At 64.8% G+C, this 26029-nt stretch carries 20 protein-coding genes and 1 other RNA gene; 8 read left to right on the forward strand and 13 right to left on the reverse strand.

Annotation, left to right across the window (positions count from 1 at the left end):
• Positions 1–172: 172 nt before the first annotated feature.
• The 5 genes from GR158_RS01130 to GR158_RS01150 all read right to left on the reverse strand — a co-directional run bounded on the left by GR158_RS01130 (position 173) and on the right by GR158_RS01150 (position 3946).
• The gene (locus GR158_RS01130; protein WP_134649513.1) at positions 173–361 is read right to left on the reverse strand and encodes a DUF2065 domain-containing protein; all 189 of its coding nucleotides are present in this window, start codon (positions 359–361) and stop codon (positions 173–175) included.
• A gap of 7 nt (positions 362–368) precedes the next feature.
• Entirely contained in the window at positions 369–1319 is a 951-nt protein-coding gene (gene hflC, locus GR158_RS01135; RefSeq protein WP_134649514.1) for a protease modulator HflC, read from the reverse strand.
• Complete coding sequence (hflK, locus tag GR158_RS01140) at positions 1319–2443, reverse strand: FtsH protease activity modulator HflK (RefSeq protein ID WP_134649515.1); 1125 nt, start codon at positions 2441–2443, stop codon at positions 1319–1321. Before hflK ends, hflC begins: the two co-directional genes overlap by 1 nt.
• A gap of 164 nt (positions 2444–2607) precedes the next feature.
• On the reverse strand, positions 2608–3129 hold the full coding sequence (locus tag GR158_RS01145) for a dihydrofolate reductase (RefSeq protein WP_160869424.1): 522 nt from the start codon (positions 3127–3129) through the stop codon (positions 2608–2610).
• A 22-nt stretch (positions 3130–3151) separates the two neighbouring features.
• Positions 3152–3946, reverse strand: a complete 795-nt coding sequence (locus GR158_RS01150; protein WP_160869426.1) for a thymidylate synthase — start codon at positions 3944–3946, stop codon at positions 3152–3154.
• 178 nt (positions 3947–4124) lie between these two features.
• On the opposite strand from GR158_RS01150, the gene GR158_RS01155 reads away from it, so the two are divergent.
• From GR158_RS01155 to GR158_RS01175, 5 genes are all read left to right on the forward strand, one after another.
• A complete protein-coding gene (locus GR158_RS01155; protein WP_202402130.1) occupies positions 4125–4808 on the forward strand; it encodes an EAL domain-containing protein in 684 nt (227 codons plus the stop codon).
• 31 nt (positions 4809–4839) lie between these two features.
• Positions 4840–5201: a transfer-messenger RNA gene (gene ssrA / locus GR158_RS01160) on the forward strand.
• A gap of 112 nt (positions 5202–5313) precedes the next feature.
• On the forward strand, positions 5314–5835 hold the full coding sequence (locus GR158_RS01165; RefSeq protein ID WP_134649519.1) for an SspB family protein: 522 nt from the start codon (positions 5314–5316) through the stop codon (positions 5833–5835).
• Between the two features lie 8 nt (positions 5836–5843).
• On the forward strand, positions 5844–6041 hold the full coding sequence (locus GR158_RS01170) for a DUF4169 family protein (protein WP_134649520.1): 198 nt from the start codon (positions 5844–5846) through the stop codon (positions 6039–6041).
• A gap of 70 nt (positions 6042–6111) precedes the next feature.
• The gene (locus tag GR158_RS01175) at positions 6112–6342 is read left to right on the forward strand and encodes a ribbon-helix-helix domain-containing protein (RefSeq protein WP_134649521.1); all 231 of its coding nucleotides are present in this window, start codon (positions 6112–6114) and stop codon (positions 6340–6342) included.
• On the opposite strand, the gene GR158_RS25585 is transcribed toward GR158_RS01175, so the two are convergent.
• From GR158_RS25585 to GR158_RS01195, 4 genes are all read right to left on the reverse strand, one after another.
• The gene (locus tag GR158_RS25585; protein ID WP_160869428.1) at positions 6335–10135 is read right to left on the reverse strand and encodes an AsmA family protein; all 3801 of its coding nucleotides are present in this window, start codon (positions 10133–10135) and stop codon (positions 6335–6337) included. The two genes, GR158_RS01175 and GR158_RS25585, sit on opposite strands and share 8 nt — an antisense overlap.
• Positions 10136–10178: 43 nt before the next feature.
• Positions 10179–11600, reverse strand: a complete 1422-nt coding sequence (locus GR158_RS01185) for an FAD-binding oxidoreductase (RefSeq protein WP_160869430.1) — start codon at positions 11598–11600, stop codon at positions 10179–10181.
• A gap of 92 nt (positions 11601–11692) precedes the next feature.
• The gene (locus GR158_RS01190; protein ID WP_160869432.1) at positions 11693–14848 is read right to left on the reverse strand and encodes an efflux RND transporter permease subunit; all 3156 of its coding nucleotides are present in this window, start codon (positions 14846–14848) and stop codon (positions 11693–11695) included.
• Positions 14848–16014, reverse strand: a complete 1167-nt coding sequence (locus GR158_RS01195) for an efflux RND transporter periplasmic adaptor subunit (protein WP_160869434.1) — start codon at positions 16012–16014, stop codon at positions 14848–14850. The genes GR158_RS01190 and GR158_RS01195 overlap by 1 nt, the downstream gene beginning before the upstream one ends.
• Before the next feature lie 298 nt (positions 16015–16312).
• Here GR158_RS01195 and GR158_RS01200 point away from each other — a divergent pair, with 298 nt between their 5' ends.
• From GR158_RS01200 to GR158_RS01210, 3 genes are all read left to right on the forward strand, one after another.
• The gene (locus tag GR158_RS01200) at positions 16313–17134 is read left to right on the forward strand and encodes a cyclase family protein (protein WP_160869436.1); all 822 of its coding nucleotides are present in this window, start codon (positions 16313–16315) and stop codon (positions 17132–17134) included.
• A gap of 48 nt (positions 17135–17182) precedes the next feature.
• Positions 17183–17596 (forward strand): carboxymuconolactone decarboxylase family protein, encoded by a 414-nt coding sequence (locus GR158_RS01205; protein WP_134649527.1) that lies wholly within the window; start codon positions 17183–17185, stop codon positions 17594–17596.
• 102 nt (positions 17597–17698) lie between these two features.
• Positions 17699–20173: an ATP-dependent helicase gene (locus GR158_RS01210; protein ID WP_160869438.1), complete on the forward strand. Its 2475-nt coding sequence runs from the start codon at positions 17699–17701 to the stop codon at positions 20171–20173.
• Positions 20174–20215: 42 nt separating this feature from the next.
• On the opposite strand, the gene GR158_RS01215 is transcribed toward GR158_RS01210, so the two are convergent.
• The 4 genes from GR158_RS01215 to GR158_RS01230 all read right to left on the reverse strand — a co-directional run bounded on the left by GR158_RS01215 (position 20216) and on the right by GR158_RS01230 (position 25971).
• Complete coding sequence (locus tag GR158_RS01215; RefSeq protein WP_134649528.1) at positions 20216–21919, reverse strand: PAS domain-containing methyl-accepting chemotaxis protein; 1704 nt, start codon at positions 21917–21919, stop codon at positions 20216–20218.
• 224 nt (positions 21920–22143) lie between these two features.
• Positions 22144–23346, reverse strand: coding sequence for a DUF2778 domain-containing protein (locus tag GR158_RS01220; RefSeq protein ID WP_160869440.1), 1203 nt, complete (start codon positions 23344–23346; stop codon positions 22144–22146).
• Positions 23347–23597: 251 nt separating this feature from the next.
• Positions 23598–25016 (reverse strand): amidase, encoded by a 1419-nt coding sequence (locus tag GR158_RS01225; RefSeq protein WP_134649530.1) that lies wholly within the window; start codon positions 25014–25016, stop codon positions 23598–23600.
• 259 nt (positions 25017–25275) lie between these two features.
• Positions 25276–25971 (reverse strand): TetR family transcriptional regulator C-terminal domain-containing protein, encoded by a 696-nt coding sequence (locus GR158_RS01230; RefSeq protein ID WP_160869951.1) that lies wholly within the window; start codon positions 25969–25971, stop codon positions 25276–25278.
• Between the last annotated feature and the right edge of the window lie 58 nt (positions 25972–26029).

Consider the following 26029-nt stretch of genomic DNA (forward strand, 5'->3'; position numbering starts at 1 on the left):
GCGTGAGCGCCGCATTGGCAACGCTGGACTTCATCTTCAAGGCCATGTTCGGCATCCTCTCGGGTCTGGTCGGCTCTGGCGAGTGTTCGCCGCGGATACGGCAAAAATCAGTCTGCCACGATGATTTGTCTGAACTTTTGCCTGTCTTCGCCGCCGCTCGCAAGGGCGGCTTTCAGGCGCTGCGGAGGAACCACACCATCAAAACGCCAAGCGCCACGGCAAACAGCCCCGAAAGCCTGAGCTGGTTTTCCGGGATTTGCGGCAGCAGTTCCGCCATGCGCTTCAAAACCGAAGGGGCCAGTGCGTACACCAGCCCCTCGATGATCAGGAAGAACGCGATCCCCGTCAGGAAATCGGACATGGCGTTCTCAGTTTGCGGTCGACGGCGTCGTGGCCGTGCCGTTCGTCGTGCCCGCACCGGTGCCCGTGGCCGCCGGCCGTGTGCCAGCCGCGTCCTCGAAATAGCGGAAGAATTCCGACTGCGGCGACAGCACGAGCGTCGTATCCGACGAGCTCATCGAATCCCGGTAGGCGCTCATCGACCGGTAGAAGTCGAAGAAGGCCGGATCCTGGGAGAAGGCCTCGCCGAAGACGCGGTTGCGTTCGCCGTCGCCTTCACCGCGCAGGATTTCCGAGTCGCGCTGGGCGGCCGCGATGAACTCGACGACCTGACGATCGGCGATGGCGCGGCGACGCTGGCCGGCTTCGTTACCGCGGGCGCGGATCAGTTCGGCTTCCGCCAGACGCTCGGCCTTCATGCGCTCGTAGGTCTGCTGGGAGACTTCCTGCGTGAGATCCGTGCGGCGGATGCGGACGTCCTCGATGGTGAGGCCGAGGTTGGAGGCGTCGGCGGTCAGTTCGCCACGAACTTCGCGCATCATCGACGCGCGCTCTTCGGAAAGAGCCGATTCGAAGCCGCGCAGACCGTAGACGCGGCGCAGAGCCGAATCGAGACGGGTGCTGAGGCGGGCCTCGGCCGATTCCCGGTCACCCGAGACGGCTTCGCGGAAGCGACGGGCATCCGTGATCTTGTAGACCACGAAGGCATCGACCTCGTAGAACTTGCCGCCCGAGACCTGGACACGGATATCGTCGAGATCGAAGCGCAGGGCCTGATCCTGGATATACTGGACGCTGTCGGCATCCATGAAGCCGAAGGGCAGCTTGAAGTACAGGCCCGGCTCGGTCTTCACGTCCTGGATCTGGCCGAAGCGGATGACGATGGCCTGCTGGCGCTCGTTGACGACGAACACCGACGAATAGGCGATGAAGAGAAGAACGCCGAGGGCGATCAAAACGGCTGGCAAACGGTTACCCATTACTGCGAACCTCCTGCCTGCTGACCGGTCGTGCGACCGAGTTCGTTAAGGGGAAGGAAGGGAACGACGCCCTGTCCGCCCTGCTTTTCATCGATGATGACCTTCTTGGAGTTCTTCATCACGCCTTCCATGGTTTCAAGGAAGAGACGCTTGCGCGTCACGTCGGGCGCGATCTTGTACTGGTCGTAGATGGAGATGAAGCGAGCCGCCTCACCTTCGGCTTCCTTGACGACGCGATCCTTGTAGGCGGCTGCCTCTTCGCGGATCTGCGCGGCCTGACCGCGTGCGGCACCGAGCTTCTGGTTGGCGTACTGGTTGGCTTCTTCCAGGAAACGGTCTTCGTCCTGTTCGGCGCGCTGCACTTCGTCGAAGGCATCGGCCACTTCGCGCGGCGGAGCCGCATCCTCGATGGCGACCGTGTTGATCGAGATGCCGGCTCCATAGGCATCCATGGTCGCCTGGATCGTCGTCTTCACGCCTTCGGCGATGGCCTGACGGTTATCGCGGAAGATGTCCTGCGCCGGACGGCGGCCGACGACTTCGCGCATGGCGCTTTCGGCGACCTGCTGCAGCGTTTCGGCCGGATTTTCAAGATTGAAGAGGTAGGACTGCGGATCCGTGACCGTGTAGAGCACCGAGAACTGCACATTGACGATGTTCTGGTCGCCGGTGAGCATCAGGCCCGAAGCGTCGGAGTTCGACGCGGCCGAACGGCGGCCGATATTGCGTTGCTGTTCGGTGATCTTGACCAGCTCGACCGTCTCGAAGGGCCAGAGATGGAAGTGCAGGCCCGGCATGGAAATTTCCTGCTTGGGCTTGCCGAAGCGCAGTTCGACGCCGCGCTCGTCCGGCTGGACGGTATAGATGGAGTTCATCAGCCAGAAGACGCCGACGAGAAGCAGTGCGATGACGACGACACCGCCGTTGAAACCGCCGGGCATGACGGTCTTCAGCTTGTCCTGGCCGCGCCGGATGATGTCCTCGATATCGGGCGGACCACCGTTACCACTGCCGCCACCGCCGCGAGGACGGTTCGGTCCCTGCCCCCATGGCCCCTGATTGTTTCCACCACCGCCGCCGCCGCCCCAAGGGCCGCCGCCGCCATTCTGATTGCTCCAGGGCATCAATACCTCTTTCTATAAATCCCCATAGGCGCATGTCGCGGATTGTTTCGCCGCGCAACGCGATGTGAACCCGTTATAGGTATCCCACCGGCACCTTTCAACAAATCCCGCCCGGCTTGGGTGTCCTTGCGGCAAAATAGTTCGTGATCGATGGGTTTTACCGCTTAAACGGCCGATTTCCGGCGCCAGGTGACGAAGCGCATGGCGTGACTGTCCTTCTCACCGCGGGGAATCTCCTCCTCCACGACCTTTTCGAAGGAAGCCGGGTCGATATCCGGGAAGCGCGTGTCGCCTTCCACATCCGCTTCGACATGGGTGACATGCAGGATGTCCGCACGGTCGAAGACCTGCGCATAGATCTGCCCGCCGCCGATGACGCAGATCTCGTCCACGCCGAGCGTTTCCGCTTCCTGCCGCGCAGCGGCCAGCGCGTCGTCGAGCGAGGCGACCACCTGCGCGCCCGGCGCGGAAAAGGCCGGATCGCGGGTAATGACGATATTGGGGCGCCCCGGCAGCGGCCGGCCGATGGAATCCCACGTCCGGCGGCCCATGACGACAGGCTTTCCGAGGGTCAGCTGCTTGAAGCGCTTGAGGTCGGACGGCAGCCGCCACGGCAAGTCGCCGTCGCGGCCAATGACACCGTTGCTGGCGACGGCGACCACGAGCACGATCCGGGGTTCATTCATGCAAGACAGACTTTCAAAGAAATCAGACGGCGATGGGCGCCTTGATGGTTGAATCAGCTTCGTAGCCGACCAGCTCGAAGTCCTCGAATTTGAAGGAGAAAAGGTCCTTCACTTCGGGATTGATCTTCATGAAGGGCAAGGGCTTCGGGCGGCGCGTCATCTGGGTGCGCACCTGCTCGAAATGGTTCGAATAGATATGCGCGTCACCCAGCGTGTGCACGAAATCCCCCGGCCGCAGCCCCGTCACCTGCGCGACCATCATGGTCAGCAGCGCGTAGGACGCGATGTTGAAGGGCACGCCGAGGAAGATATCCGCCGAACGCTGGTAGAGCTGGCAGGACAGCCTGCCGTCCGCCACGTAGAACTGGAACAGGCAGTGGCAGGGCGGAAGCGCCATCTCGTCGACCAGCGCCGGGTTCCAGGCGGAGACGATGTGGCGGCGCGAATTGGGATTACGCCGGATGCTCTCGACGACGACGGCGATCTGGTCGAGATGACGGCCGTCATAGGTCGGCCATGAGCGCCACTGATAGCCGTAGACCGGCCCGAGCTCGCCCTTTTCGTCCGCCCACTCGTCCCAGATCGTGACGCCGTTCTCGTGCAGGTAGGCGATATTGGTGTCGCCCTTCAGGAACCACAGGAGTTCATGAATGATCGACCGCAGATGCAGCTTCTTGGTGGTCAGCACCGGGAAGCCTTCCTCGAGATCGAACCGCATCTGGTAGCCGAAAACGCCGCGCGTGCCGGTGCCGGTCCGGTCACCCCGGTCGCTGCCGTTTTCCATGACATGCGCGAGAAGGTCGAGATATTGCTGCATGATCGCCGCCGTTTCCTGATTCAGCGCGCTATATTAAGGCCAGACGCCGCAACGGCCAAACGGCAAATAGGATTTTCCCGGCTTTTGGCTTAAGGCGCCTTATCCTATTCGCGGTTGCAGAAGGCCGGTTCGGAAGCCTTTTGCAATTTCTGAACGAATTTCAGCGCGGGCCGAAGCCCTGCTGCGCTGGCGACGCGGCGACGGAACCCACGTTCCGCCCGCCGAATTCATCCCCGCCGCAGAACAAGCGGGCCTGATGCCGGCCATCGGCGACTGGGTCCTGGCACAGGCCTGCGAGACGCTCGCGGCATGGCGTCACGACCCGGCGACGAGCGGGCTGAAACTCGCGATCAATGTCAGCGCCGACCACTTCATGAAGCCGGATTTCGTCGACATGGTCCTAGATTGCCTGCGCACGCTGGAGCTCGACCCGGCCCTTCTCAAGCTCGAACTTACCGAAAGCATGATGGCCGGCGATATCGACGCGATCAGTGAAAAGATGCGCGCCTTGCGGGATGCCGGTCTCTTCATATCGCTCGACGATTTCGGCACGGGCTATTCCTCCCTCAGCCACCTGCGCCGGCTGCCCGTGCAGGAAATCAAGATCGACCGCTCCTTCGTGCAGGATATCGTGGAGAGCCGGCGAAACCGCGTGCTGCTCAAAAGCATATTCGACATGGCGCATGTGCTGGAATTTGCCGTGGTCGCCGAAGGGGTCGAAACGCTGGAGCAACTGGGTCTGCTCCGGTCCTTCGGCTGCACCGCCTTCCAGGGCTATTACTTCGGGCGCCCCGTGCCACGCAGCGAATTCCAGTCGCAATGGGCGGACCAGCCCGTCCCGCCGGCTGCGCGGCTCGCCTGAACGCCCTCCCGGTGTCAAATCCCTGCCGGCCCCCCTTTCCTTGGCCGGACAGAATGCCTATATGTGGATTGCTGCTTCGGCAGCTATGGCAATAAACGAGCGGTGCAATAAACCCATTGGACCCGGGGGCGGTACCCGGCGCCTCCACCAAAAACCGGTCAAAGCACGACCGACCGGCTTTTGATGGGGGCGAAATAGGATCGACAAGGGCGTAAAGATCGACTTTTTGCTCGGCATTGTACCACCGTTATCGGGCTAAACTTGTAGTTGCAAACGACAACTATGCGGAAGCTCGTCTCGCTGCCTAATGGCGGTGTGACACTTCACTCAAAGTCCTGACGGGTCGCACCGGCAGGCGGGGTCCGAAGGCACCTGGCAACAGAAGCCTTCACCTTCTCCAATCTCTTGAAATGGTCTATAGCTGTCCCAGATGACTCGCGTCGGAAGGCACGAGATGAAGTGCAATGCCTGAAGACAAAGGCATCAGAAAGAAAGACAGGAACGGATGGCGCAAGACCACATTCGCTACGACATTCTCGCCCAGGACGCTCTGCGCGGCGTCATTCGCAAGGTTTTGTCCGAAGTCGCGGTCACCGGCCACCTGCCGGGCGAGCACCATTTTTTCATCACCTTCCTGACCAATGCGCCCGGCGTGCGCATCTCGCAGCATCTCAAGGCGAAATATGCCGAGCAGATGACCATCGTCGTGCAGCACCAGTTCTGGGACCTGAAGGTCACCGAGAGCCTGTTCGAGATCGGCCTGTCCTTCTCCGACACGCCTGAAAAGCTCGTCATTCCCTTCAACGCCATCCGCGGCTTCTATGACCCCTCGGTCAGCTTCGAGCTGGAGTTCGACGTTCCCGCCGCAGAGGAAGAAGGCGAGGACGATCACTCCGCCGAAATCACCGCCTACCCGGTTGCGGAAAAGACCGAGGAGCCCGTCGAGGAACCCACGCCCCCCACCGGCGGTGGCGGCGACAAGGGCGGCTCCGTGGTCTCGCTCGATTCCTTCCGCAAGAAGAACTGAGCAGCGGCATGAGCGGCGACGTCGTCAACCTTCGCCAGTTCCGCAAGCAGAAGGCCCGCTCCGAAAAGGAGCGGCAGGCCGAGCAGAACCGGTTGACCTTCGGCCGTACCAAGGCCGAGAAGACGCTGACGGATGCCCTCAACGACAAGGCGAGGCGCACGCTCGACCAAGGCCGCATCGAGCGGCCCGACGAGACGAAAGAGTGATCTTTCAACGGCTTGCCGCCGGAACCGGAATCGATCTGCCAATCTCCCCCAGCCAGACACCACGATCGGTATGATCCGCAAATATTCCACCACGCTGCACGGCCACCGCACGAGCTTCTCGCTCGAGCCGCTTTTCCACGACGAGCTTAAGGCTATCGCCGACGAACGGGAAATGCCCGTCGCCGCGCTGATCCGCGAGATCGACGACGCGCGTGCGGTCGATGACAACCTCTCCTCGGCGCTACGCCTTCATGTGCTGGAATGGCTGAAGACGAAAGTGCGGGACGCCGCGATCAGTTGACACCCGGCAGGCTTTCGAAGTTCAGGTTTCTCCCGCCATCGACCGGCGGCAACTCGCCGCCGCGCTCCACCGCCTCCCCACCCGTGGCCGGCAATCGGCGGCGGCGCGCCTCTTCTTCCGCCTTGCGCGCCTCCTGCGCGGCGCGCTGCTCGGTAAGCCTGCGCGCTTCTTCCTGTGCGGCCAGGATACGGCGAGCGTTCTCTTCCTCGTTGCGCCGCACGCGTTCGGCTTCCTCGGCCGCCGCCCGGGTGGACCGTTCCTGCTCCGCACGCTCCTGGGCTTCGACGCGGCGGCGCTGCTCTTCCTCCATCTGCAGGCGCTCGGCCTCGGCACGGGCCGCGCGTTCATCGGCACGTGCGCGATAAAGGGCCGCTTCGCGCCGCAACCTCTGTTTCTCCAGCACATTGGCCTGGAGCGTCTCGACGCGCCGGCGCTCCGTCTCGAAACGCCGCAGGGAGAGATAGTTGGCCAGAGGCTGGACATCCAACGTGACGCCGGGCGCCTCGATGAGACCGCGATAATCGAGCGACACTTCGGGCGCAGCACCCGCCAGCGCATCCTCACCCGCCTTGAAGGTGACGGCGAGCCGGCCGGTCATCGCATCGCCGGCAAGATCGAGATCGGCATCGGCAGAGAGCGCCGCACCGCTGTTTTCGGCTGCGACGCTCTGCGCGCGCAACCTGCCGCTGGCAAGCGCGAGCGGAACACGCACGGCACCAAGGGATGCCTCGCCCTTCAGGATGGCGTCGGCGGCAAAGCCCGCCACCCGCTCCGGCGTGATGTCGCCCTCGATCGCGTTGGCCGCCGCCAGCAGGGCGGGAAAGGCCGACGTGTCCAGGCCGTGCAGCACGAGGTCGGAGATGTTCGCCTCGCCCGAGCCGCTGGCGCCCTCCACCATGCGGCGCACGCTCTTGCCCGAGGCATCGACGGCCAGCGTCACATCCGCCTTGCCGCTCGCGACCGCGCCACCCGGTCGGGCCCAGACCGCCTTGGAGACATCCACCCCGGCAAGGTCCATGCGCGCCTCGAACAGGCCGTTCTCCTCGGCATTCGAGACCTTCACGCGGCCGGAAAGCCTGCCGCCCAGCCACGCGCCGGCCATATCCGTCAGCTCGAATTCGCTGCCCTTCCAGGCGAGGTTCGCCTTGAAACCGTCCACCGCGCCATAGAGGCCCGGCCAGAAGGCGCCGGCCTCCAGCGCCACCGAAACGTCGGCATTATCCAAGAGGGGCTGCGTCAGCGGCGCGCTGTTCAGCCCGCCCTCCGCCACATCCGTCACCGGCCCGCCGACCGCCTCGGCGAGGAACGCGAAATCCACCGTGTCGATGCGCAGCGAGCCCGTGCCCTTCAGCGCGGTCGCCGCACGGTCGAAGGTCAGCGCGCCGGAAAAGCCATTGCGATCCGCCTTGCCGGCGATGTCGGTGATCGCGACGCTCTCGGCGCCGGTGTCCAGCTTGGCCTGCAAGGTGAGCGGCAGCCCGGTGCCCGCCTGCGGCGCCGCGATGCCGTTCATCATCAGATAGGGCTCGATGTCGTCGCTGGCGACCGAAAGCGTGAGCGCGCCGTTCAGAAAATCATCCGCCGAAAGCGCTGCCGTGCCCGCGGCGGAAACCGTCGTGCCGCCGGCCTTGAACGCTGCGGAAACCGTAGCCGGCCCATCGGCGGGCTGTTTGGCCTCGATCGTGATGGTGCCATCAGGATCGGCATCGAACGGAAGGGGGGCGAGACCCGCCTGGCCAGCCAGAACCACGGTGCGCGGATTGAACAGGCTGCCGTTCAGCTCGAAATCGCGCGCCGCCAGCAGGTCCGCGAGGCTTGCCGCCGAAAGCCTGATATCCACCCGCCCGTCATTGACCGGTCCCGACAGGGTCACGGTCGCAGGGCTCTCGTCTCCGCCGGAGGTGGCGATGCGCATGGCGAGATCGGCGTTGTCGTAATAGCCCGCATTCTCGGCAAAGCGCGACAACAGCGGATGCGCCGGCAGATGACGCGCCAGCAGGGCCGCGAGCGGCTCCATCGCCTCCACTTTCACGGTCACGTCCAGCCCGGCATCCGGTGCGTCCAGCGATCCGCCCAGCGTGCCTTTCGCCGAAATCGCCGCGCCCGCCAGCGAGGCCACGTTGAAACGGTCGAGCGTCAGCGCACCATTCCTGGAAGAGAGGACCGCGTTCACACCGGATGCGGTCTCGCCGAACGCAACCAGCCTGTCGGCCTTGAGGTCGAGCGCGATCGCGTTGCTCGCAATGCTGGAAAGCGAGGCATCGCCGGCCACGAGGCCGACAAGCGCCTGAAGCGATTCCAGCCGCACCTCGTTGCCCTGCAATTGCAGCGAAAGAGCCGGCACGGCATCCGCGCGCGATTCACGCTCCATCCGCCCCAGCAGGCTTGCACCGCCGATGGCGATCTCCAGGTTCTCGAAGCGCTGCAACTCGTCGGCAAGGTTCACCCGGGCGGAAAACCCGGCCGTCTTCAGCTTGCGGATCTCAGGGTCGACGGAGCCCGTAAGCCATGTCGCAAGCCCCGACGGCTGGTTGGAGGCGACCAGGAGGTCGCCGATGAAGCCGCGGTTGTCCTTGAGCCTCAGCCGCCCCTTCGCCTCCAGCGTCGTTCGGCCGGGCAAAAGCACGGTCGCCTGGTCGACGAGCCATCCGTCGCCATCGGGCTTCACGTCGAGCCGGATTTCGCGCACCGTCGTATCGCCGATCACCACGGCGGGCAGCAGGAGGCTCGCCCGCCCCGGCACCTGCGGAATGGGAATGTCGGCGGCGATCGAAAGCAGCGCCTGAAGCCGCTGGCGGGCGGAGACCTGCGGATTGCGCCCGGTCTTGCCCGACTCGCCGCTGTTGCCGATGCGGTTCACGTCGATCTGCTGGCCATTGGCGGTGAGCAGAAATTCCGGCGCGCGGCCGGTATCGAGCGTCGCTTCGCCGGTCACCACATAGGGATCGGCCTGCGCCCCGGCCTCGAGGCGGTATTCCGGCACGCGGATGCGCTCGTTGGAAAGCTCGAACTTGCCGCCGACGCGGATCGGATCGACAGGCTTCTCGCCCTTGGCGCGCGGCTTTTCCGACAGGGTGAAGCCGCCCGCATATTGCGGCCGGAAATCGACGAGTTTCAAGGCGCCATCCAGATCGGCGGTGAAGGACACCCGGTCGGGTACGATGCGGGTGCGCAGGGAGAGCGCGCCGTCCTCCACCTGCCCGCTCGAAAGCTGGAAGGCGCCGGCTTCGCCATCGAGCGCCCCGCGCCCGTCGATGCGCCACGGCCCGCCGAGCGATTTCGCGGAAATCTGCGCATCGAGACCCGTCACATGGCGGGTGCGGCCGGTCTGCTCGTCGACGAATTCGATTTCGCCGCCGGTGATCGAGACATTTTCCAGAATGACGGTGCGGGCCGGGATATCGGATTTCCGGCCGCGCGCCCAATCCAGCGTGCCGTCCTTGAAAAGCTTGATGCGCGCCTTCGGCTCCTCGATGCGCATGTCGAAAATCAACGCCTCGCCGGACAGGAACGGCGCGAGTTCGGCATCCATCGAGAAGCGCGCGACCTCGACCAGCGGCTGGCCGTCCTCCGGCGAGCCGACCCGCACGTCGTTGAGCGTTACGGAGGGAAACGGGATCAGCCGCGCATCGACGCTGCCGTGCACGGTGACGGGCCGCCCCATGATGCGGCTCGCCTCCCGCTCGAAATCCTGCCGAAAGCTTGTCCAGTCCACGAACAGGGGAGCGAGAAGCGCCACGAAGAGCGCCACGACCACCAAGCCGCCAACGATAAGCCCGATCCTAGAAAGCACGCCGCATGCCTCGAATGTCCTTCAGTCGTTCAGAGGATAACGTCTAAATCGACGGAAGTGACGAAAAAATCTTGCCGGGGTTCATTATGTCGTCGGGGTCGAGCGCCTGCTTGATCTGCTGCATCAGATGCACGGCGCCGCCGAGCTCGTCCGGCAGGAAGCGCTGTTTTCCCTGTCCGATCCCATGCTCGCCCGTGCAGGTGCCGTCCATGGCGAGCGCGCGCGCGGCAAGCCGTCCGACGAAAGCCTCGACCTGTTCGATCTGCACGGGATCCTTGTCATCGAAGACGACGCAGACATGGAAGTTGCCGTCGCCGGCATGGCCGACGATCGGCGCGAGCAGCCCGTTCTTCTCGATGTCGAGCTCCGTTTCGGCCACGCAATCGGCCAGGCGCGAGATCGGCACGCAGACATCGGTGGCAATCGCCTCATAACCGGGACGCAGCGCCTTCGACGCCCAATAGACATTGTGCCGCGCCTTCCAGAGCTTCGCCCGCTCGTCGGCATCGGCGCTCCACTGGAATTCGCCACCGCCGCATTCGGCGACGATGGCGCCGAATTCCTCCGACTGAAGTCGCACGCTTTCCTCGTTGCCGTGGAACTCCACGAAAAGCGTCGGCTGCTCCGGCAGGGTCAGGCCGGAATAGGCGTTGCAGGCCTTGATCTGCAACGTGTTGAGCAGTTCGATGCGCGCGACGGGGATACCGAGCTGGATCGTCATGATCACCGCATTGCAGGCATCCTTCAGCGTCGGGAAGCCGCAGATGCCGCCGGCGATGACGGCGGGAATGCCCTGCAGGCGCAGCGTGACGGAGGTCAGCACGCCGAGGGTTCCTTCCGCGCCGACGAAAAGCCGGGTCAGGTCGTAACCGGCCGAAGACTTGCGCGCGCGCCGCGCGGTGCGGATCTCCTCGCCCGTCGCCATCACCGCGGTCACCGCCAGGACGTTGTCCTTCATCGTGCCGTAGCGCACCGCATTGGTGCCGGAGGCCCGCGTCGAGGCCATGCCGCCGATCGAGGCGTTGGCACCCGGATCGATCGGGAAGAACAGCCCGGTATCGCGCAGGTAGAGGTTCAGCTCCTCACGCGTGATACCCGGCTCGACCGTGCAGTCGAGGTCTTCGGCATTGACCGAAAGCACACGCTTCATGTTGCTGAAATCGATGGAGATACCGCCCTCGGGCGCGTTCACCTGCCCTTCCAGCGAGGAGCCGGTGCCGAAGGGGATGACCGGCACCTTCAGCGCTGCGCAGATCGCCACGACCGCCTTCACATCCTCGGCATTCTCCACGAAGACGACGCCGTCGGGGAGCTGGGCCGGGATGTAGGTGGTGGTATGCGCATGCTGGGTGCGGATCGCCTCGCCGGTCTGGAAGCGCTGCCCGAACCGCGACGCCAGTTGCGGCAGCGCCGCGGCGATGCCCGTGTCGTTGCGTGTGCCACGCCTGATATCCGCCAATGCCATGCTGGGTCCTCACATCCGTGAGGCGTTACTGTGCAAATTGGCGCTGCCCTGTCCAGCGCCAATCGCGGCTCATCGGCAGCATTTCGGCGTGCCTATTCCGCCGCCTGCGGCAATGGCGGCTCCTCGCGGCGCTCGATCGTCGCGGCATGCTGCAACTCGGCGGCAAGGCGCCGCTCCTCGTCGGCATGCGGGCTGGTGAACCGCGCGATGACGAGATAGGCGACGGGCGTGAGATAAAGCGTCACGACGGTTGCAAGGCCAAGGCCGCCCACCAGGACCCAGCCGAGCGAGATACGCGCCTCCGCGCCCGCGCCGCTTGCCAGAATGAGCGGCACGGCGCCGACGACGGTGGCGATCATCGTCATCAGGACCGGGCGCAGGCGGATATTCGAGGCGTTTTCGATGGCGCTGCGGATATCCTGACCGCGGTCGCGCAGCTGGTTGGCGAACTCCACGATGAGAATGCCGTTCTTCGCCATGATGCCGACAAGCAGCACCAGCCCGATCTGACTGTAGATGTTGAGCGACGTCCCCGTCGCGACCATCGCGAAGACGGCGCAGGCCAGCCCGAGCGGCACCGTGACCATGATGATGATGGCGCTCACGAAACTTTCGAACTGCGCGGCCAGCACCAGGAAGATGATGACGAGCGCGAAGCCGAAGGTGATGATGAGGCCGTTGGAGTTTTCCTGAAGCGTCGCCGCTTCCGCCAGCGGCAGCACGCGCGAGCCCTCCGGAAGCAAGGGTTCGGCCATCTCGCGCACCAGCTGGAGCGCCTCGCCGAGCGCCAGGCCGTCCTTCAGGCCTGCCGAAAGCGACACGGCGCGCAGCTGCTGCTCGCGTGACAGCTGCGGCGCGACGGCCTTTTCCTCCAGCGTGGCGATGGACGACATCGGCACGATCTTTCCATCTCCGGTCTTCAGGAAGATGTTTTCCAGGTCCGTCGGATCGTTGATCGGCGTGGTGGTCGAGGAAAGCTTGACCGGATAGGACTGGCCCTCGACATAGACATCCACGACGCTGGTGCCTTCCAGCATGGCCTGCAGGGCCGCGGAAAGACCGGTGATATCGATGCCGAGATCGGCCGCACGCTCGCGGTCGACGGTCACGGAGAGCTGCGCCTGGTTGGCCTCGTAGTTGAGGCGCACATTCTGGAAGCGCCCGCTGTCTTCGATCTTGCGCACGAGCTCGGCCGCGGCATTGCCGAGCTTGGTATAGTCGTTGCCGACGAGCGCGACCTGAAGGCCATTGCCGGCGCCGCGGATGCCGAGGCTGTTCGGCTGCGTGACGAAGCTTCGCACGGACGGTACCTCGGCGACCGCCGTGTTGATGTCCTGGACGATCTGCTGCTGGCTGCGGTCGCGTTCGCTCCAGGGCGCCAGCGTCAGTACCATGAAGCCGCTGTTGGTCGAGCCGCCCTGCCCGGAAATCGAGAAGATGTTGACGATCTCGCCCTTGTCGTAGAGCGGGCGCAGCTTGCCCTCGATGCGCCGCATCTGGTCCTGCGCATATTCGAGCGACACGCCCTGCGGCGCGTTCACGCGCAGCATCACCATGGACCGGTCCTCTGTCGGCGTGAGTTCCGACTTGATGGTGAAGAACGAGGTCGCGCCCGCGGCCGTGAAAAGCAGTGCGACAACGAAGACGATGACGGGCGCGCCGAGACAGGCGCTGAGCGTCGAGCGGTAGAAGCGCGAAGCCGCGCCCCCGATGCGCGCGAGCAGGCCCGTATGCCCGTGCGTCATGTCCTTCGTCAGCATGCGCGATGCGAGCATGGGGCAGAGCGTGAGCGCCACGAAGGAGGAGAGCAGGATCGCGAAGGCGAGCACGAAGCCGAATTCGCGGAACAGCCGGCCCGCCTGTCCGGGCAGGAAGGACAGGGGCACGAAGACGGCGGCGAGCGTTGCCGTCGTCGCGATGACCGCGAAGAACACTTCGAGCGTGCCGATAATGGCGGCCGCGCGCGGCTTGAGGCCCTCGGCGCGGCGGCGCACGATGTTCTCCAGCACCACGATGGCGTCATCCACCACCAGCCCCGTCGCCAGCACGATGGCGAGCAGCGTCAGGATGTTGACGGAGAACCCGGCCATGTAGATCGCCGCGATGGTGCCGATCAGCGCGATCGGCATGCTGATCGTCGGGATCAGCGTCGCGCGCCAGTCGAGCAGGAAGAGATAGATCACGAGCGTCACGATGAGGACGGCGACCACCAGCGCGATCTCCACCTCATGAATGGCGCCGTCGATGAAGACCGCGTCGTCGCTCGTCACCTTGAGTTCGGTTCCCGGCGGAAGCACGTCGCCGAACTGCCCGATCATGGTCTTCACACCCGCGGAAATGTCGAGCGTGTTGGATTGCGCCTGCCGGATGATGCCGAGGCCGATGCCCGCCCGGCCGTTCGAGCGCAAGGCGGTCGAGCCGTCGTCGGGGCCGAGCGTCACCAGCGCGACATCGCCGAGGCGCACATGGTTCTTCAGGATGAGGTTCTCGAAATCGGCGGGGGTGGCAAGGTCCGCCGTCGCCCGAACCGTGATGTCCTGGCTCTGGCTCTTCAGCGAACCGGCGGGCACATCGAAGGCCGCCGTCGCCAGCGCATTGCGCAGGTCGGCCACGGTCAGGCCGCGCGCGGCAAGCCGCGACTGGTCGACGTCGACGCGGAAGATCTTCTCCTGATCGCCGTAGACGACCACGTCGGCGACCCCTTCGACGGAGGCGAGCCGGTCGGTGATCTCGTTATTGGCGAGCAGCGTCAGGTTTTCGAGGGACTGCGTATCGGAGGTGAGCGCAAGCCGCATGATCGGCTGGCTGTCGGCATCCGCCTTGACGACGCGCGGTTCCTCGGCGCCATCCGGAAGGTTGTTCGCCACGCGGCCGAGTGCGTCGCGTACGTCGTTCGCCGCCTGGTTGACGTCGGTCGTGTCGGAGAACTGAAGCGTGACGCGGCTACGGCCGAAGGACGACGTGGAGGAAATATCCTTGATGCCCTGGACGCGCGAGACCGCACCCTCGACGATATCGGTCAGCTCACGGTCGACCGTTTCGGGCGATGCCCCGTCAAAATCGGTGGTGACGCTGATGACGGGCTGGTCGACCGAAGGAAGCTCGCGGATCTCGACGCCGTTGAAGGCGGCGAGCCCCGCCACCACGATCAGCGTATTGAGAACGAGCGCGAAGATCGGTCGGCGGATGAAGAGCGCGGTAAACCCCGCCTTGCCGCCGCCATTCGCCTCCACCGCATCGCCCGACATCACGAACCCTCCGTGCCGGCGGGGGCCTGTCGCTCGGCGGCAGTGCGCACCGCGCCGCCCGGCCTGAGCGTCTGCACGCCTTCGACGACGACGGCATCGCCATCCGCGAGGTCGGCCTTCACGAGCACCTTGTCGGGATTGCGCTGGACGATATGCACGGGCACGCGCTCCACCTTGTCGCCGCTGACGCGCCAGATGAACGACCCGTCAGCGCTCCACTGCACGGAAAGCGGATCGACGCTCGGATAGTGGTCGCCGGCAAAATGCATCGTCACCTGGAAGGACATGCCCGCGCGCAGCAGATCCTGCGGGTTTTCGATCTGGGCGCGCACGCGCAGCGTGCGGCTTTCCTGGTCGATACGGTTGTCGATCGCCTGAATGGTGCCGGTGAAGGTTTCACCCGGACGCGCCACGGCGGTGGCCGTGACTTCCCCGCCCACGCGGATGTTCGTCGCGAAGCGCTCCGGCACCCAGTAATCGACGAGGATCTTCGAACGGTCGTCGACGCGTGCGATGGCGGACGTGGTCGTGACGTAATCGCCGGGATTGACCGAGATGATGCCGACCGTGCCGGCGAACGGCGCGGTGATATCGCGCCGGCTGAGCATGAGTTCGGCGTTGCGCAAGGCCAGCTCCGCGGCCTTCAGCGCCGTTTCGGCGTCCTGGAGGTCGGCCGCGCTGGTGGACGAGCGCAGGTTGGTCAGGCGCGTCACCTTTTGGGCAGCACTTTCACGAGCCACACGGGCCTGATCGGCCGCGATCTTCTGCTCGTCATTGTCGAGGCGGGCGATCACCTGCCCCTGCTCAACCCGGCTGCCGGACTGGACGAGAACCTCCGTCAGGTTGCCGGAGGCATAGGGCGTTACCGTCACCGAGCGGATCGCCTCGCCGTCACCGATGGCATTCAGCCGGTCGTTGACGAGCGCCATGGCGACGGGCTTGGTCACCACCAGGGCCGGGCCGCCGCCGAAGCCGCCGCTCCTGCCGCCGCCTTCGCCGCCCGCCTGCCCATTGCCCTCACCGGCCGGCGCAATCGCCGCGACCACCGTCTCCGGCAGGCCGGCGGCCTCCAGAACACCGTTCGCACCCGGCACGAAACGGCCCCACAGCAGCACGCCGGCCGAAATGACGCCGACGCCAAGAAGGAGCTGTTTCCAAACCCGCATGCACTCTCTCTCCGATGACAAGCAAACCGCGACATGTTGCGTCGCGACATAGGGCAAGTATCCCGATTTGGAAATGAACCGGCAATGAAAGAATCCGATCATTACGGAATTGTAAGATTGCCCGGCCGGTTCGTTACAGGACGGTAAGCCGCCGGGGAGAAAAGTTTCCCGTTCGCCGCCTCTTTGAGCATGCCGTAATCTGGATCATGGCACGGCTTGTGATAGCGTCCCTACCGGCCAATTTGTCGTCCGTGGCCGGTACGCATCCTTGGGGACGCACAAACGAGAGGGGAAACTCATGTGTGACGCCTGCGTCATCGAATCCGTCAAAAACCGCATGCTTTCGCGCCGGGGCTTCTTCCGCGCCGCCGCAGCCGGCGCGGCGACCGCGGCCGTAGCCGGCACGGGTGCGCTCAGCCCGGCCCTTGCGCAGGCACCGACGAAAGCGACCGATCTTACGCACGAACTCTACGAGGAATTCCCGACCTTCTTCGGCGACCAGCAGTTCTGGCGCGAGCAGAAGTTCAATTACAAGGAACACAAGTTCAATCTGTTCGAACTGCGGGTGAACGAACACACCGGCACCCATATCGATGCACCCCTGCACTTTTCCGAAGACGGCAAGTCGGTCGCAGAGATTCCGGTTTCCGATCTCGTCGTGCCGCTCGCCGTCATCGATATCCGTAAGAAGGCCGCCGAGAATGCCGATGCGCAGCTGACGCCCGACGATATCAAGGGCTGGATCGCGGCGAATGGCGACCTGCCGGAGAAGGCCTGCGTCGCGCTTCTGTCCGGCTGGGACAAGCATCTCGGCACGGACAAGTTCCGCAACGCCGACAGTGAGGGCAAGATGCACTTCCCCGGCTTCCACGTCGAAGCGGTGCAGTATCTTGCGGAAAATTCGACCGCCGTCGGCATCGCCGTCGACACGCTGTCGCTCGACTACGGCATCTCACCGGATTTTGCCACGCACTATGCCTGGCTCGCCTCCGGTCATTGGGGGCTTGAAGCGGCCGCCAATCTGGATCAGCTTCCCGCCAAGGGCGCCACCCTGATCGTCGGCGCGCCCAAGGTACGCGGCGGCACCGGCGGTCCATCCCGCGTCTTCGCCCTCGCCTGATGTCATGCGGCCGGCGGCACCACCGCCGGCTTCCTCCGGAGAATTGTCATGAGCACCATTACGCCCGCCGAAAACCTCGAAGCCGATCACCGCGTGAAGGCGGTGTTCGATGATATCCGCGCCACGCGCAAATCGGATTTCATCAACAACATGTGGCTTTATCTCGCCTTCGATCCGGCCCTTCTGGAACGGACCTGGGCCGAAGTGAAGACCGTGATGGCGACACCCTCGACACTCGACCCCGTCATCAAGGAAATGCTTTACATCGCCGTTTCGGTGACGAACGGTTGCAGCTACTGCGTCCACTCACACACGGCAGCGGCAAAGGCGAAGGGGATGACGGACGCGCAATATGCCGAGCTGCTCTCGATCATCTCCCTGGCCGGCAAGACAAACCAGCTCGCACTTGGCCTGCAGGTCCCCGTGGACAGCGCTTTCGATGCGGATGCCGCGAAGCCCTGACGGGCCGCCCTTTCCACAATATTCGGAGCGATCTCTTTGCCCGTGGAATAAAAGCAGAACGCAAAACTGGCCTTTCGGTCCCGAATCACTACATTGAGCCGCATGATGAGCGGTTACGACGATATTCCCTTCTTCGATGAAGACCCGCAGCTCGGCCCCAATCCGGCCGCACCCGCCCCGAAAGCGGGCGGCGGGTCGGGGCTCGGCATCGCCGCGCGCGCCATGGCGGCGCGCGACGCCAACCGCGCGCCCGATTATCTCTCCGGCCTCAACCCGGAACAGCGTGAAGCCGTCGAGACCCTCGACGGGCCCGTTCTGGTGCTCGCCGGCGCCGGTACCGGCAAGACGCGGGTGCTGACCACTCGCATCGCCCATATCCTCGCCACCGGCCGCGCCTATCCGAGCCAGCTTCTCGCGGTGACCTTCACCAACAAGGCCGCACGCGAGATGAAGGAACGCATCGGCCTGCTCGTCGGCGGCGCCGTGGAAGGTATGCCGTGGCTCGGCACCTTCCACTCCATCGGCGTGAAGCTGCTGCGCCGCCATGCGGAGCTTGTCGGCCTGCGTTCGGATTTCTCCATTCTCGACACAGACGATGTCGTAAGGCTGATCAAGCAGTTGCTCCAGGCGGAGAACATCGACGACAAGCGCTGGCCGGCCAAGCAGTTCGCCGGCATGATCGACGGCTGGAAGAACAAGGGCCTCGATCCCGCGCAGATCCCGGAAGGCGATGCCCGCGCCTTCGCCAACGGCAAGGGCCGCGAACTCTACACCGCCTACCAGAACCGCCTGAAGACGCTGAACGCCTGCGACTTCGGCGACCTGCTGCTGCACCCGATCCGCATGTTCCGCGCCAATCCGGACGTGCTGGCGGAATACCACCAGAAATTCCGCTACATCCTCGTCGACGAGTATCAGGACACCAACACGGCGCAATATATGTGGCTGCGCCTGCTCGCCCAGCGCCCGAAGGGCACACCGCAGAACGTCTGCTGCGTGGGCGACGACGACCAGTCGATCTATGGCTGGCGTGGTGCGGAGGTGGACAACATCCTGCGCTTCGAGAAGGATTTTCCCGGCGCCAAGGTCATCAAGCTGGAGCGCAACTACCGCTCCACCGCCCATATCCTGGGTGCGGCCGGCCACCTGATCGCCCATAACGAGGACCGGCTGGGCAAGACCCTGTTCACAGACCGGCACGACCCCGACGACGACAAGGTGGTGGTCCACGCGGCCTGGGATTCGGAGGAAGAGGCCCGCGCCGTCGGCGAGGAAATCGAGCAGCTCCAGCGCAAGCAGCACAAGCTCAACGACATGGCCATCCTCGTGCGCGCCTCCTTCCAGATGCGCGAATTCGAAGACCGTTTCGTCACGCTCGGCCTCAACTACCGCGTCATCGGCGGCCCGCGCTTCTACGAGCGGCTCGAAATCCGCGATGCGCTCGCCTATTTCCGCCTCGTCAGCCAGCCGTCCGACGACCTCGCCTTCGAGCGCATCGTCAACACGCCCAAGCGCGGCCTCGGCGACACGACGATCCGAAACCTGCACGACTATGCCCGCGCCCGCGACATCCCCATGCTCGCCGCCGCCGCCGATATCATCGAGACCGACGAGCTGAAACCGAAGGCTCGCAAGGCGCTGTTCGATGTCGTCACCGATTTTCGCCGCTGGCAATCGCTGCTGGAGACGATGCCGCATACCGAGCTTGCCGAGCAGATCCTCGACGAGAGCGGTTACACGGCGATGTGGCAGGCCGACAAGTCGGCGGAAGGCCCCGGACGCCTCGACAACCTCAAGGAACTCATCCGCTCGATGGAAGCGTTCGAGTCCATGCGCGGCTTCCTGGATCACGTCTCGCTGGTCATGGATGCCGAGCAGAATGCCGACCTCGACGCCGTCTCGATCATGACCCTGCACTCGGCCAAGGGCCTGGAGTTCGAGACCGTCTTCCTGCCCGGCTGGGAGGAAGGCCTCTTCCCCCACCAGCGCTCGCTCGACGAGGGCGGCCGCTCGGGGCTGGAGGAGGAACGCCGCCTCGCCTATGTCGGCATCACGCGCGCCAAGCGCCGCTGCCACATCTGGTTCGTTTCCAACCGGCGCATCCACGGCCTGTGGCAATCGACGCTGCCGTCCCGCTTTCTGGACGAGCTGCCGGAAACACATGTCGAAGTAGCGGAGGTCGAGCAGTCCTATGGCGGCTATGGTCGCGGGGGCGGTTATGGCCAATCCCGCTTCGACAAGCAGGAGCCGTTCCAGAACGCCTATTCGACGCCCGGCTGGCGGCGCGCGCAGGCAAACCGCACCGACGCGACGCGCGACAACTGGGGCTCGCGCTCGGGCCATGCGGTGGAACGCGTCGGCTATGGTGAAAGCGGTCCGCGCGGCCGCACGATCGAAGGAGAGCTCATCGCCAAGTCAGCGACAAGCGAACCCTCGAAATTCGCCATCGGCGACCGCGTGTTCCACCTCAAATTCGGCAACGGCAATGTCGCGTCGATCGAAGGCAACAAGCTGACCATCGATTTCGACCGCGCCGGCCAGAAACGCGTGCTGGACGGTTTCGTCCAGAAGGCCTGACGGAGCGGAGCCGACACCGGCCCCGCCCGCCTTGCTAAGGGATCAGGATGCCTTGCGCATCGTCCCGAGGCGCGCCGCACGCTCCTCCGGCGTCCAGATATCGCCGCCATCGCGACGACGGGCGCGGCGGTTGAGTTGGAAGCGGTTGACGAGGTCGCTCAGCTTGACCGCGCCTTCGGCCAGCGTCTGGCTTGTGGCGGTCGTATGCTCCACCATGGCGGCGTTTTCCTGCGTGATGCGGTCGACATCGGAGACGGCGGCGCTGATCTCCTCGAGACCGGACGCCTGCTCCGCGGCCGAAGTCGCGATGGCATCGACATTCTCGTTGATCTTCTGCACGAAGCTGCCGATTTCCTGCAGCGCCCGGCCGGTTTCGCCGACGAGGCGCACGCCATCCTGCACTTCCGCCCCTGAATTGGTGATCAGCGTCTTGATCTCGCGCGCGGCCTTGGCGGAGCGTTGAGCGAGTTCGCGAACCTCCTGCGCGACGACGGCAAAGCCCCTGCCCGCGTCCCCCGCACGCGCCGCCTCGACGCCTGCATTGAGTGCCAGCAGATTGGTCTGGAAGGCGATCTCGTCGATAACGCCGATAATCTGGCCGATCTCGCTGGAGGCGGCCTCGATGCGCTGCATCGCGCTGACGGTATCGTTCACCACCTGCGCCGAACTGCTCGCGGATACGCGCGCATCCTGCACGAGCTTGCGCGTCTCGCGCGTGCGCTCGGTGGAGGAACGCACGGCGATGGTCGCCTGCGTCAGGGCGGCGGCCGTCTCTTCCAGCGCAACGGCCTGTTTGCGCGTGCGCTCGGAAAGCTCCTCGGCAGCCTTGCGCATGTCCTGGCCGCTGCGGTTCTGCACATAGGTCTGGTCGAGGACGAGCGAAAGCGTCTCCTGGAAGGCCGCGATCGAATTGTTGAAGTCGCGCCGCAACGGTTCGAATTCACTGACGAAAGCGTCGTCGATGGTAACGCGGATGTTGCATTCGGCCAGCCGCCCGAGCCCCGCGCCGATCTCCGAGATTGCCCGCACGCGCTCCGTCACGTCGGTCGCGAACTTCACGACCTTGAAGACCTTTCCATCGGCATCCAGGATCGGATTGTAGGAGGCCTGGATGTGCACGCTGCTGCCATCCTTGGCAATGCGGGTGAACTGGTCCGAAGCGAACTGGCCCTCGGCAAGCCGCTCCCAGAACCGCGCATAATCGGGACTGTCGACATAATCGCGCGTGCAGAACATGGAGTGATGGCGGCCAACGATTTCCGAGAGGCTGTAGCCGAGCGTCGAGAGGAAATTGGCGTTCGCCGTAAGGATGTCGCCCCTGGGCGTGAATTCGATGACGGCCTGCGCGCGGCCGAGCGCGGCAAGCTTGCCCTCGTCCTCCAGCGCCTTGCGCTTCAGGACCGTGATATCGGTCGCGAACTTCACCACCTTGTAGGGTTTGCCGCCGCGAAACACCGGATTGTAGGACGCCTCGATCCAGATTTCATGGCCGCCCTTGGCGATACGCCTGTACTGGCCCCGGTCGAAATTGCCTTTCGCCAGATTGGCCCAGAAGGCGGCGTAAGCTGCCGACGCCGCCTCGTCGGGCGCGACGAAAATGCGATGGTTCTTGCCGACGATCTCCGGCAGCGTATAGCCGACGGCCTCAAGGAAATTCTCGTTGGCGTGGAGGATGCGGCCTGTCAGGTCGAACTCGATGATCGCCTGCGAGCGGTTCACCGCCGCCAGAACGGCGCGTGCATTCATTCCGAAATCAAAAGCAGCCACGTAGCACCCCAAACGAAACGCGAAACGCCGCGGTCCAATCCGCGGCTGACCAGAAATCGCCTAAAATTCTTAGCGTTTGCTAAACCACGGCGGCCGGAGAACTGACATTTGATAAAAAAACCGCCGTGTTGGACGACGGGACGTAGCGCACATACCAAGACCGGCGCCATGGCGCCGGTCTTGGTAGAAGGAAACGGGATGGCTCAGGCGCCCGCCTTGCGATAGAGCGCCGCCAGCTGGTTGCGCGAGGACGGCAGCTCCGGCACCACGACCAGCATGGTGACGTGGCCACGCTTGAAGGCGTTCAGGAAGGGCTCGTAGTTCTGGAAGGCCACGCAGCCATGCGATCCCTTCTGCCCGCGCAGCAGGTTGGTGTGGGTGAGCAGGCCCGTGCGGTTCTTCGGATCGCGGCCATCGACCGACAGCATGCGGATCGCCTCGACGCCGTGGAAGCGGCTTTCGCGCATCCGCAGGCGATAGATGCCGGCCGGCGTCGGGCCGTTCATCTTGACGTGCTCGTAGCGCGGGTTGTCACGCATCTTGCCGATGCCGGAATGGGCGCGCAGCTTCGTGCCGTCGGGCATGTGGACCGTGGCGTTGGAGACATCGTAGATCGCGACCCGCGTACCCTTGCCCGGCCAGCCGGAACCGCTGCCCTTGCCCTTGAAGAGATCGCCGAACAGCGAGCGCTCCGGCTTGGCGAAGGCGACATCCTCGTCCTTGTCCTTCGCCTCGTCGCGCTTGGTGCGGGCGACCGGCTTTTCCTCGACGGCCGGCTTGCGCTCGATCGTCACCGTCTCCAGCGCCGGCCGTGCCTCGGGCAGCGGGATCGACGCCAGGAAATCCTCGTCTTCGTCCTCGGCTTCCGGCTTCGCCATGACGAGGCCGAACGGCTGGATGTTCTTGCGCGAAGAATCGTCCGGCAGGAGCGCCGTCACCAGCGCCGGCTGGCCCGTGATCGCCTTCTCCTGCTCGACCGAGCGTTCGGCGCGGGCAAAGGCCGCCTCGATCATCATGGCCTTCTGCTTCTCGCGCTTGACGGCGGAGGCGAGCTGGACGGAAATCTTGCGCTGATGCGCAGCCTGAATGGCCTCGGCCGTCAGCTGCTTCTGGCGGATATCGCTTTCCGACGGCGGCGAGAGGCGCGAGAATTTGGCGATCTTCAGATTGCGCTCGGCCTGCATCTTTTCGGCCGAAACAGGTTGGCCGGGAAGCGAGAGGGCAAGGTGCTTCTTGCTCTGCGAAAGCGACGACGCCGCTTCCTGCATGGCCCCGAGCGTCGAGACGACGGCCCAGGCGGATCCGGCAATGACGCCGCAGGCAAGCAATGCGCTGACAAGAATACCTCCGGGGCGACCCCGACGGGATTTCGACGCGGAACGCGCGGAACTGTACACAGACGCCATGATACTCGTTACCCGATACTCGTTACTCGGCGCGGCCGCGGACGACATCCTGCGGAAGCCATTACGCTTGCGGCGGGTGGGGCGATGCGCCTCCGGTTCCTGCCGAACGGGTAAAGAATGACGAAATATGGTAAGCAATTCCTTTACGGCGCCCCATGTTTTTGCAGGAATAGGCCCTGTGGGCGCTCATCGCCCGGCAAGGCTCCCTGTCATGGAAATGCGGCGCTCGCGTGTCCGCGCTGCCCGGCTCCCTAGAACTGGGGATGCAGGCCGAGCCAATCCGTCGCCTTCTCATAGCGCGCGGCCATGGAAAGCACGTCCCGATCCGCCCTGGCGCGGCCGATGATCTGGATGCCGGCGGGCAAGCCGTTCGCGCCGAAACCGGCCGGCATGGCCGCGACCGGAAGACCCGCCAGCGTCGGGCCGATGACCACCTCCATCCAGCGGTGATAGGTGTCCATCGAACGCCCGTCGATGCTCTTCGGCCAGTCCAGTGCGGCATCGAACGGGAAGACCTGCGCCGATGGCAGGACCAGGAAATCGTAGCGTTCGAAAAGGCCGGCGACGTAGCGATACCATTCGCTGCGCCCGAGCGAGGCCGCGTAAACGTCCCCCGCCGACAGTCGCTGGCCGTTCTCCACCTCCCAGATCATCTCCGGCTTCATGCGCGCGCGGCGCGCGGGGTCGGCATAATCCGCCGCCTGCCCGTTCGAGACGAGGAAATGGCGCAACGTGCGCCAGGTCTGCCAGAGCGCCGCCATGTCGAAGCCCGGCGCGACATCCTCGACCGCGCAGCCGAGCCGCCGGAACACGTCGAGCGAACTGCGGCACAGTTCCAGCACGCCGGGCTCGAACGGCAGGGAACCGCCGAAATCGCCGAGCCAGCCGACGCGGGCGCCAGAGAAGTCCCGCTGCATATCCGGGGAAAGGTCCTCATCGGCAAGCGACAGCGGATCGCGCGCATCGTATCCGGCCTGCGTGGCCAGAAGCGCAGCCACATCGGCGACGGTGCGCCCCATGGGCCCGTTCACCGCAAGCTGGCCGAGAAAGAGTTCCGTGCCCAGCGACGGCACGCGGCCGAAGGACGGGCGAAAGCCGACCACATTGTTGAAGGCGGCCGGATTGCGCAGCGAACCCATCATGTCGCTGCCGTCGGCGACCGGCAGAAGATGCGCAGCAAGTGCCGCACCGGCGCCGCCGGACGATCCGCCCGCACTCTTCGTCGTGTCGTAGGGATTGCGGGTCACGCCGAAAACCGGATTGTAGCTGTGCGAGCCCAGGCCCATTTCCGGCGCGTTCGTCTTGCCGATGATGATGGCGCCGGCGGCGCGGATGCGCTCGACCTGGATATCGTCGTAGTCGGGCACGAAATCCGCGTAGTTGGCAGAGCCGAATGAGCAGACAATGCCCTTGGCCTCCGCGAGGTCCTTCACGGCGAAGGGAATGCCGTGCAGCCAGCCGCGATAATCGCCGGCAGCAAGGGCCCGGTCGGCCGCCTCGGCCTCCGCCAGCAGCGTTTCGGCCGACCGCAGGCTCACGATGGCGTTGATGCGGGGATTGATGGCCTTAATCCGCGACAGGTAGGCCGTCATGACGCTTCGGCAATCGAGCCGCCGTTCGGCGATGGCGGTGGAAAGAGCGAGGGCGGAAAGGTCTGTGATGTCCTGCAAGGTCTGCTCCGGCGATCTGGTCGAGCAAGAGCTAGCAGGTGGAAAATCGGAGCGCCAGCCCGGGCATGAACGCTGCTACACAGGGGCGAGAAGGACGCGGCGGATTTACATCGAAAACAGCGTGTCGGTGACAGGGCGCAGCCCGCGTCCAGGACGACGAACTGCTGGCCGCCATCATGGCGGTTGCATCAACTACGCCCGCGGCTTGCGAAAGGTCAATCCGCCGTCATGCCGGCGATGCCGAAGGGTTACCGAGCGGTTAAGGCCTGTCCCATTGACCGGCGGGCGCTTGATCCGGCCGCGGTCCCTGCGGCGTCAGGTGTCGCGGGAAGACCGCCGCAACGAATGCGCTAGCCGCTTCCAGCGCCTTTTCGCGCGTCGTGCCGTCGCCCATCAAGAGGCGCAGCCACAACCCTTCCAGCATGGCGCAGAGCGACAGCGCGACCGGCTCCGGCTGGTAATCGTAACCACCCTCCGCCTTAAGTTCGGTGCAAAGAGCGATGACCGTCTCGCGATATTTGACGTCCCGTGCGCCGCAGAGGGCCTGGTAGGTCGGGCGCGACTTGGCCTCTCCCCAGAAGGCACCCCACGCGGCGATCTTGCGTTTCGTGCAAATCTTTCTGCTGAAATCCGCATGCACGAGCGCCCACAGCCGGCCGGCGACGCTGGGTCCCGCCTTCTCCAGAGCCGCCTGCCAGTTGTCGCTGTACTCCTCCGACAGGAACTGCAGCGTGGCGACGAGCAGGTTTTCCTTGCTCTCGAAATGGAAGTTGACGATGCCCCGGGAAAGTCCGGCCCCAACGGCGACATCCGCCAGCGTCGTGTCGGAATAACCACGCTTGGCCAGCGAATCGATGGTCGCCTCGATGAGCTGCTGGCGCCGCGTCTCCCTGGAGGCCTTGCGACCGCGCTTCTCGCCGTCGATCGAGCCCTGTTCGCCCCCGCCTGCCCGCATCTTCGCCGTCACCTTGCCTCCCGGATCATCAAGCATACTGGTCATGGGCGCCCACAGG

This window comes from Shinella sp. AETb1-6, assembly GCF_009826875.1.
GTDB lineage: Bacteria > Pseudomonadota > Alphaproteobacteria > Rhizobiales > Rhizobiaceae > Shinella > Shinella sumterensis.

What these genes read in the sequence shown, in the direction of transcription:
- hflK (WP_134649515.1), bottom strand. Translation starts at nt 2,443, where the DNA reads ATGCCCTGGAGCAATCAGAATGGCGGCGGCGGCCCTTGGGGCGGCGGC.
- GR158_RS01175 (WP_134649521.1), top strand. Translation starts at nt 6,112, where the DNA reads ATGATCCGCAAATATTCCACCACGCTGCACGGCCACCGCACGAGCTTC.
- GR158_RS01220 (WP_160869440.1), bottom strand. Translation starts at nt 23,346, where the DNA reads ATGGCGTCTGTGTACAGTTCCGCGCGTTCCGCGTCGAAATCCCGTCGG.
- GR158_RS01190 (WP_160869432.1), bottom strand. Translation starts at nt 14,848, where the DNA reads ATGTCGGGCGATGCGGTGGAGGCGAATGGCGGCGGCAAGGCGGGGTTT.
- GR158_RS01215 (WP_134649528.1), bottom strand. Translation starts at nt 21,919, where the DNA reads ATGAATGCACGCGCCGTTCTGGCGGCGGTGAACCGCTCGCAGGCGATC.
- GR158_RS01170 (WP_134649520.1), top strand. Translation starts at nt 5,844, where the DNA reads ATGAGCGGCGACGTCGTCAACCTTCGCCAGTTCCGCAAGCAGAAGGCC.
- GR158_RS01165 (WP_134649519.1), top strand. Translation starts at nt 5,314, where the DNA reads ATGGCGCAAGACCACATTCGCTACGACATTCTCGCCCAGGACGCTCTG.
- GR158_RS01210 (WP_160869438.1), top strand. Translation starts at nt 17,699, where the DNA reads ATGATGAGCGGTTACGACGATATTCCCTTCTTCGATGAAGACCCGCAG.
- GR158_RS01230 (WP_160869951.1), bottom strand. Translation starts at nt 25,971, where the DNA reads ATGCGGGCAGGCGGGGGCGAACAGGGCTCGATCGACGGCGAGAAGCGC.
- GR158_RS01205 (WP_134649527.1), top strand. Translation starts at nt 17,183, where the DNA reads ATGAGCACCATTACGCCCGCCGAAAACCTCGAAGCCGATCACCGCGTG.
- GR158_RS01130 (WP_134649513.1), bottom strand. Translation starts at nt 361, where the DNA reads ATGTCCGATTTCCTGACGGGGATCGCGTTCTTCCTGATCATCGAGGGG.
- GR158_RS01200 (WP_160869436.1), top strand. Translation starts at nt 16,313, where the DNA reads ATGTGTGACGCCTGCGTCATCGAATCCGTCAAAAACCGCATGCTTTCG.
- GR158_RS01195 (WP_160869434.1), bottom strand. Translation starts at nt 16,014, where the DNA reads ATGCGGGTTTGGAAACAGCTCCTTCTTGGCGTCGGCGTCATTTCGGCC.
- GR158_RS01185 (WP_160869430.1), bottom strand. Translation starts at nt 11,600, where the DNA reads ATGGCATTGGCGGATATCAGGCGTGGCACACGCAACGACACGGGCATC.
- GR158_RS01150 (WP_160869426.1), bottom strand. Translation starts at nt 3,946, where the DNA reads ATGCAGCAATATCTCGACCTTCTCGCGCATGTCATGGAAAACGGCAGC.
- GR158_RS01145 (WP_160869424.1), bottom strand. Translation starts at nt 3,129, where the DNA reads ATGAATGAACCCCGGATCGTGCTCGTGGTCGCCGTCGCCAGCAACGGT.
- hflC (WP_134649514.1), bottom strand. Translation starts at nt 1,319, where the DNA reads ATGGGTAACCGTTTGCCAGCCGTTTTGATCGCCCTCGGCGTTCTTCTC.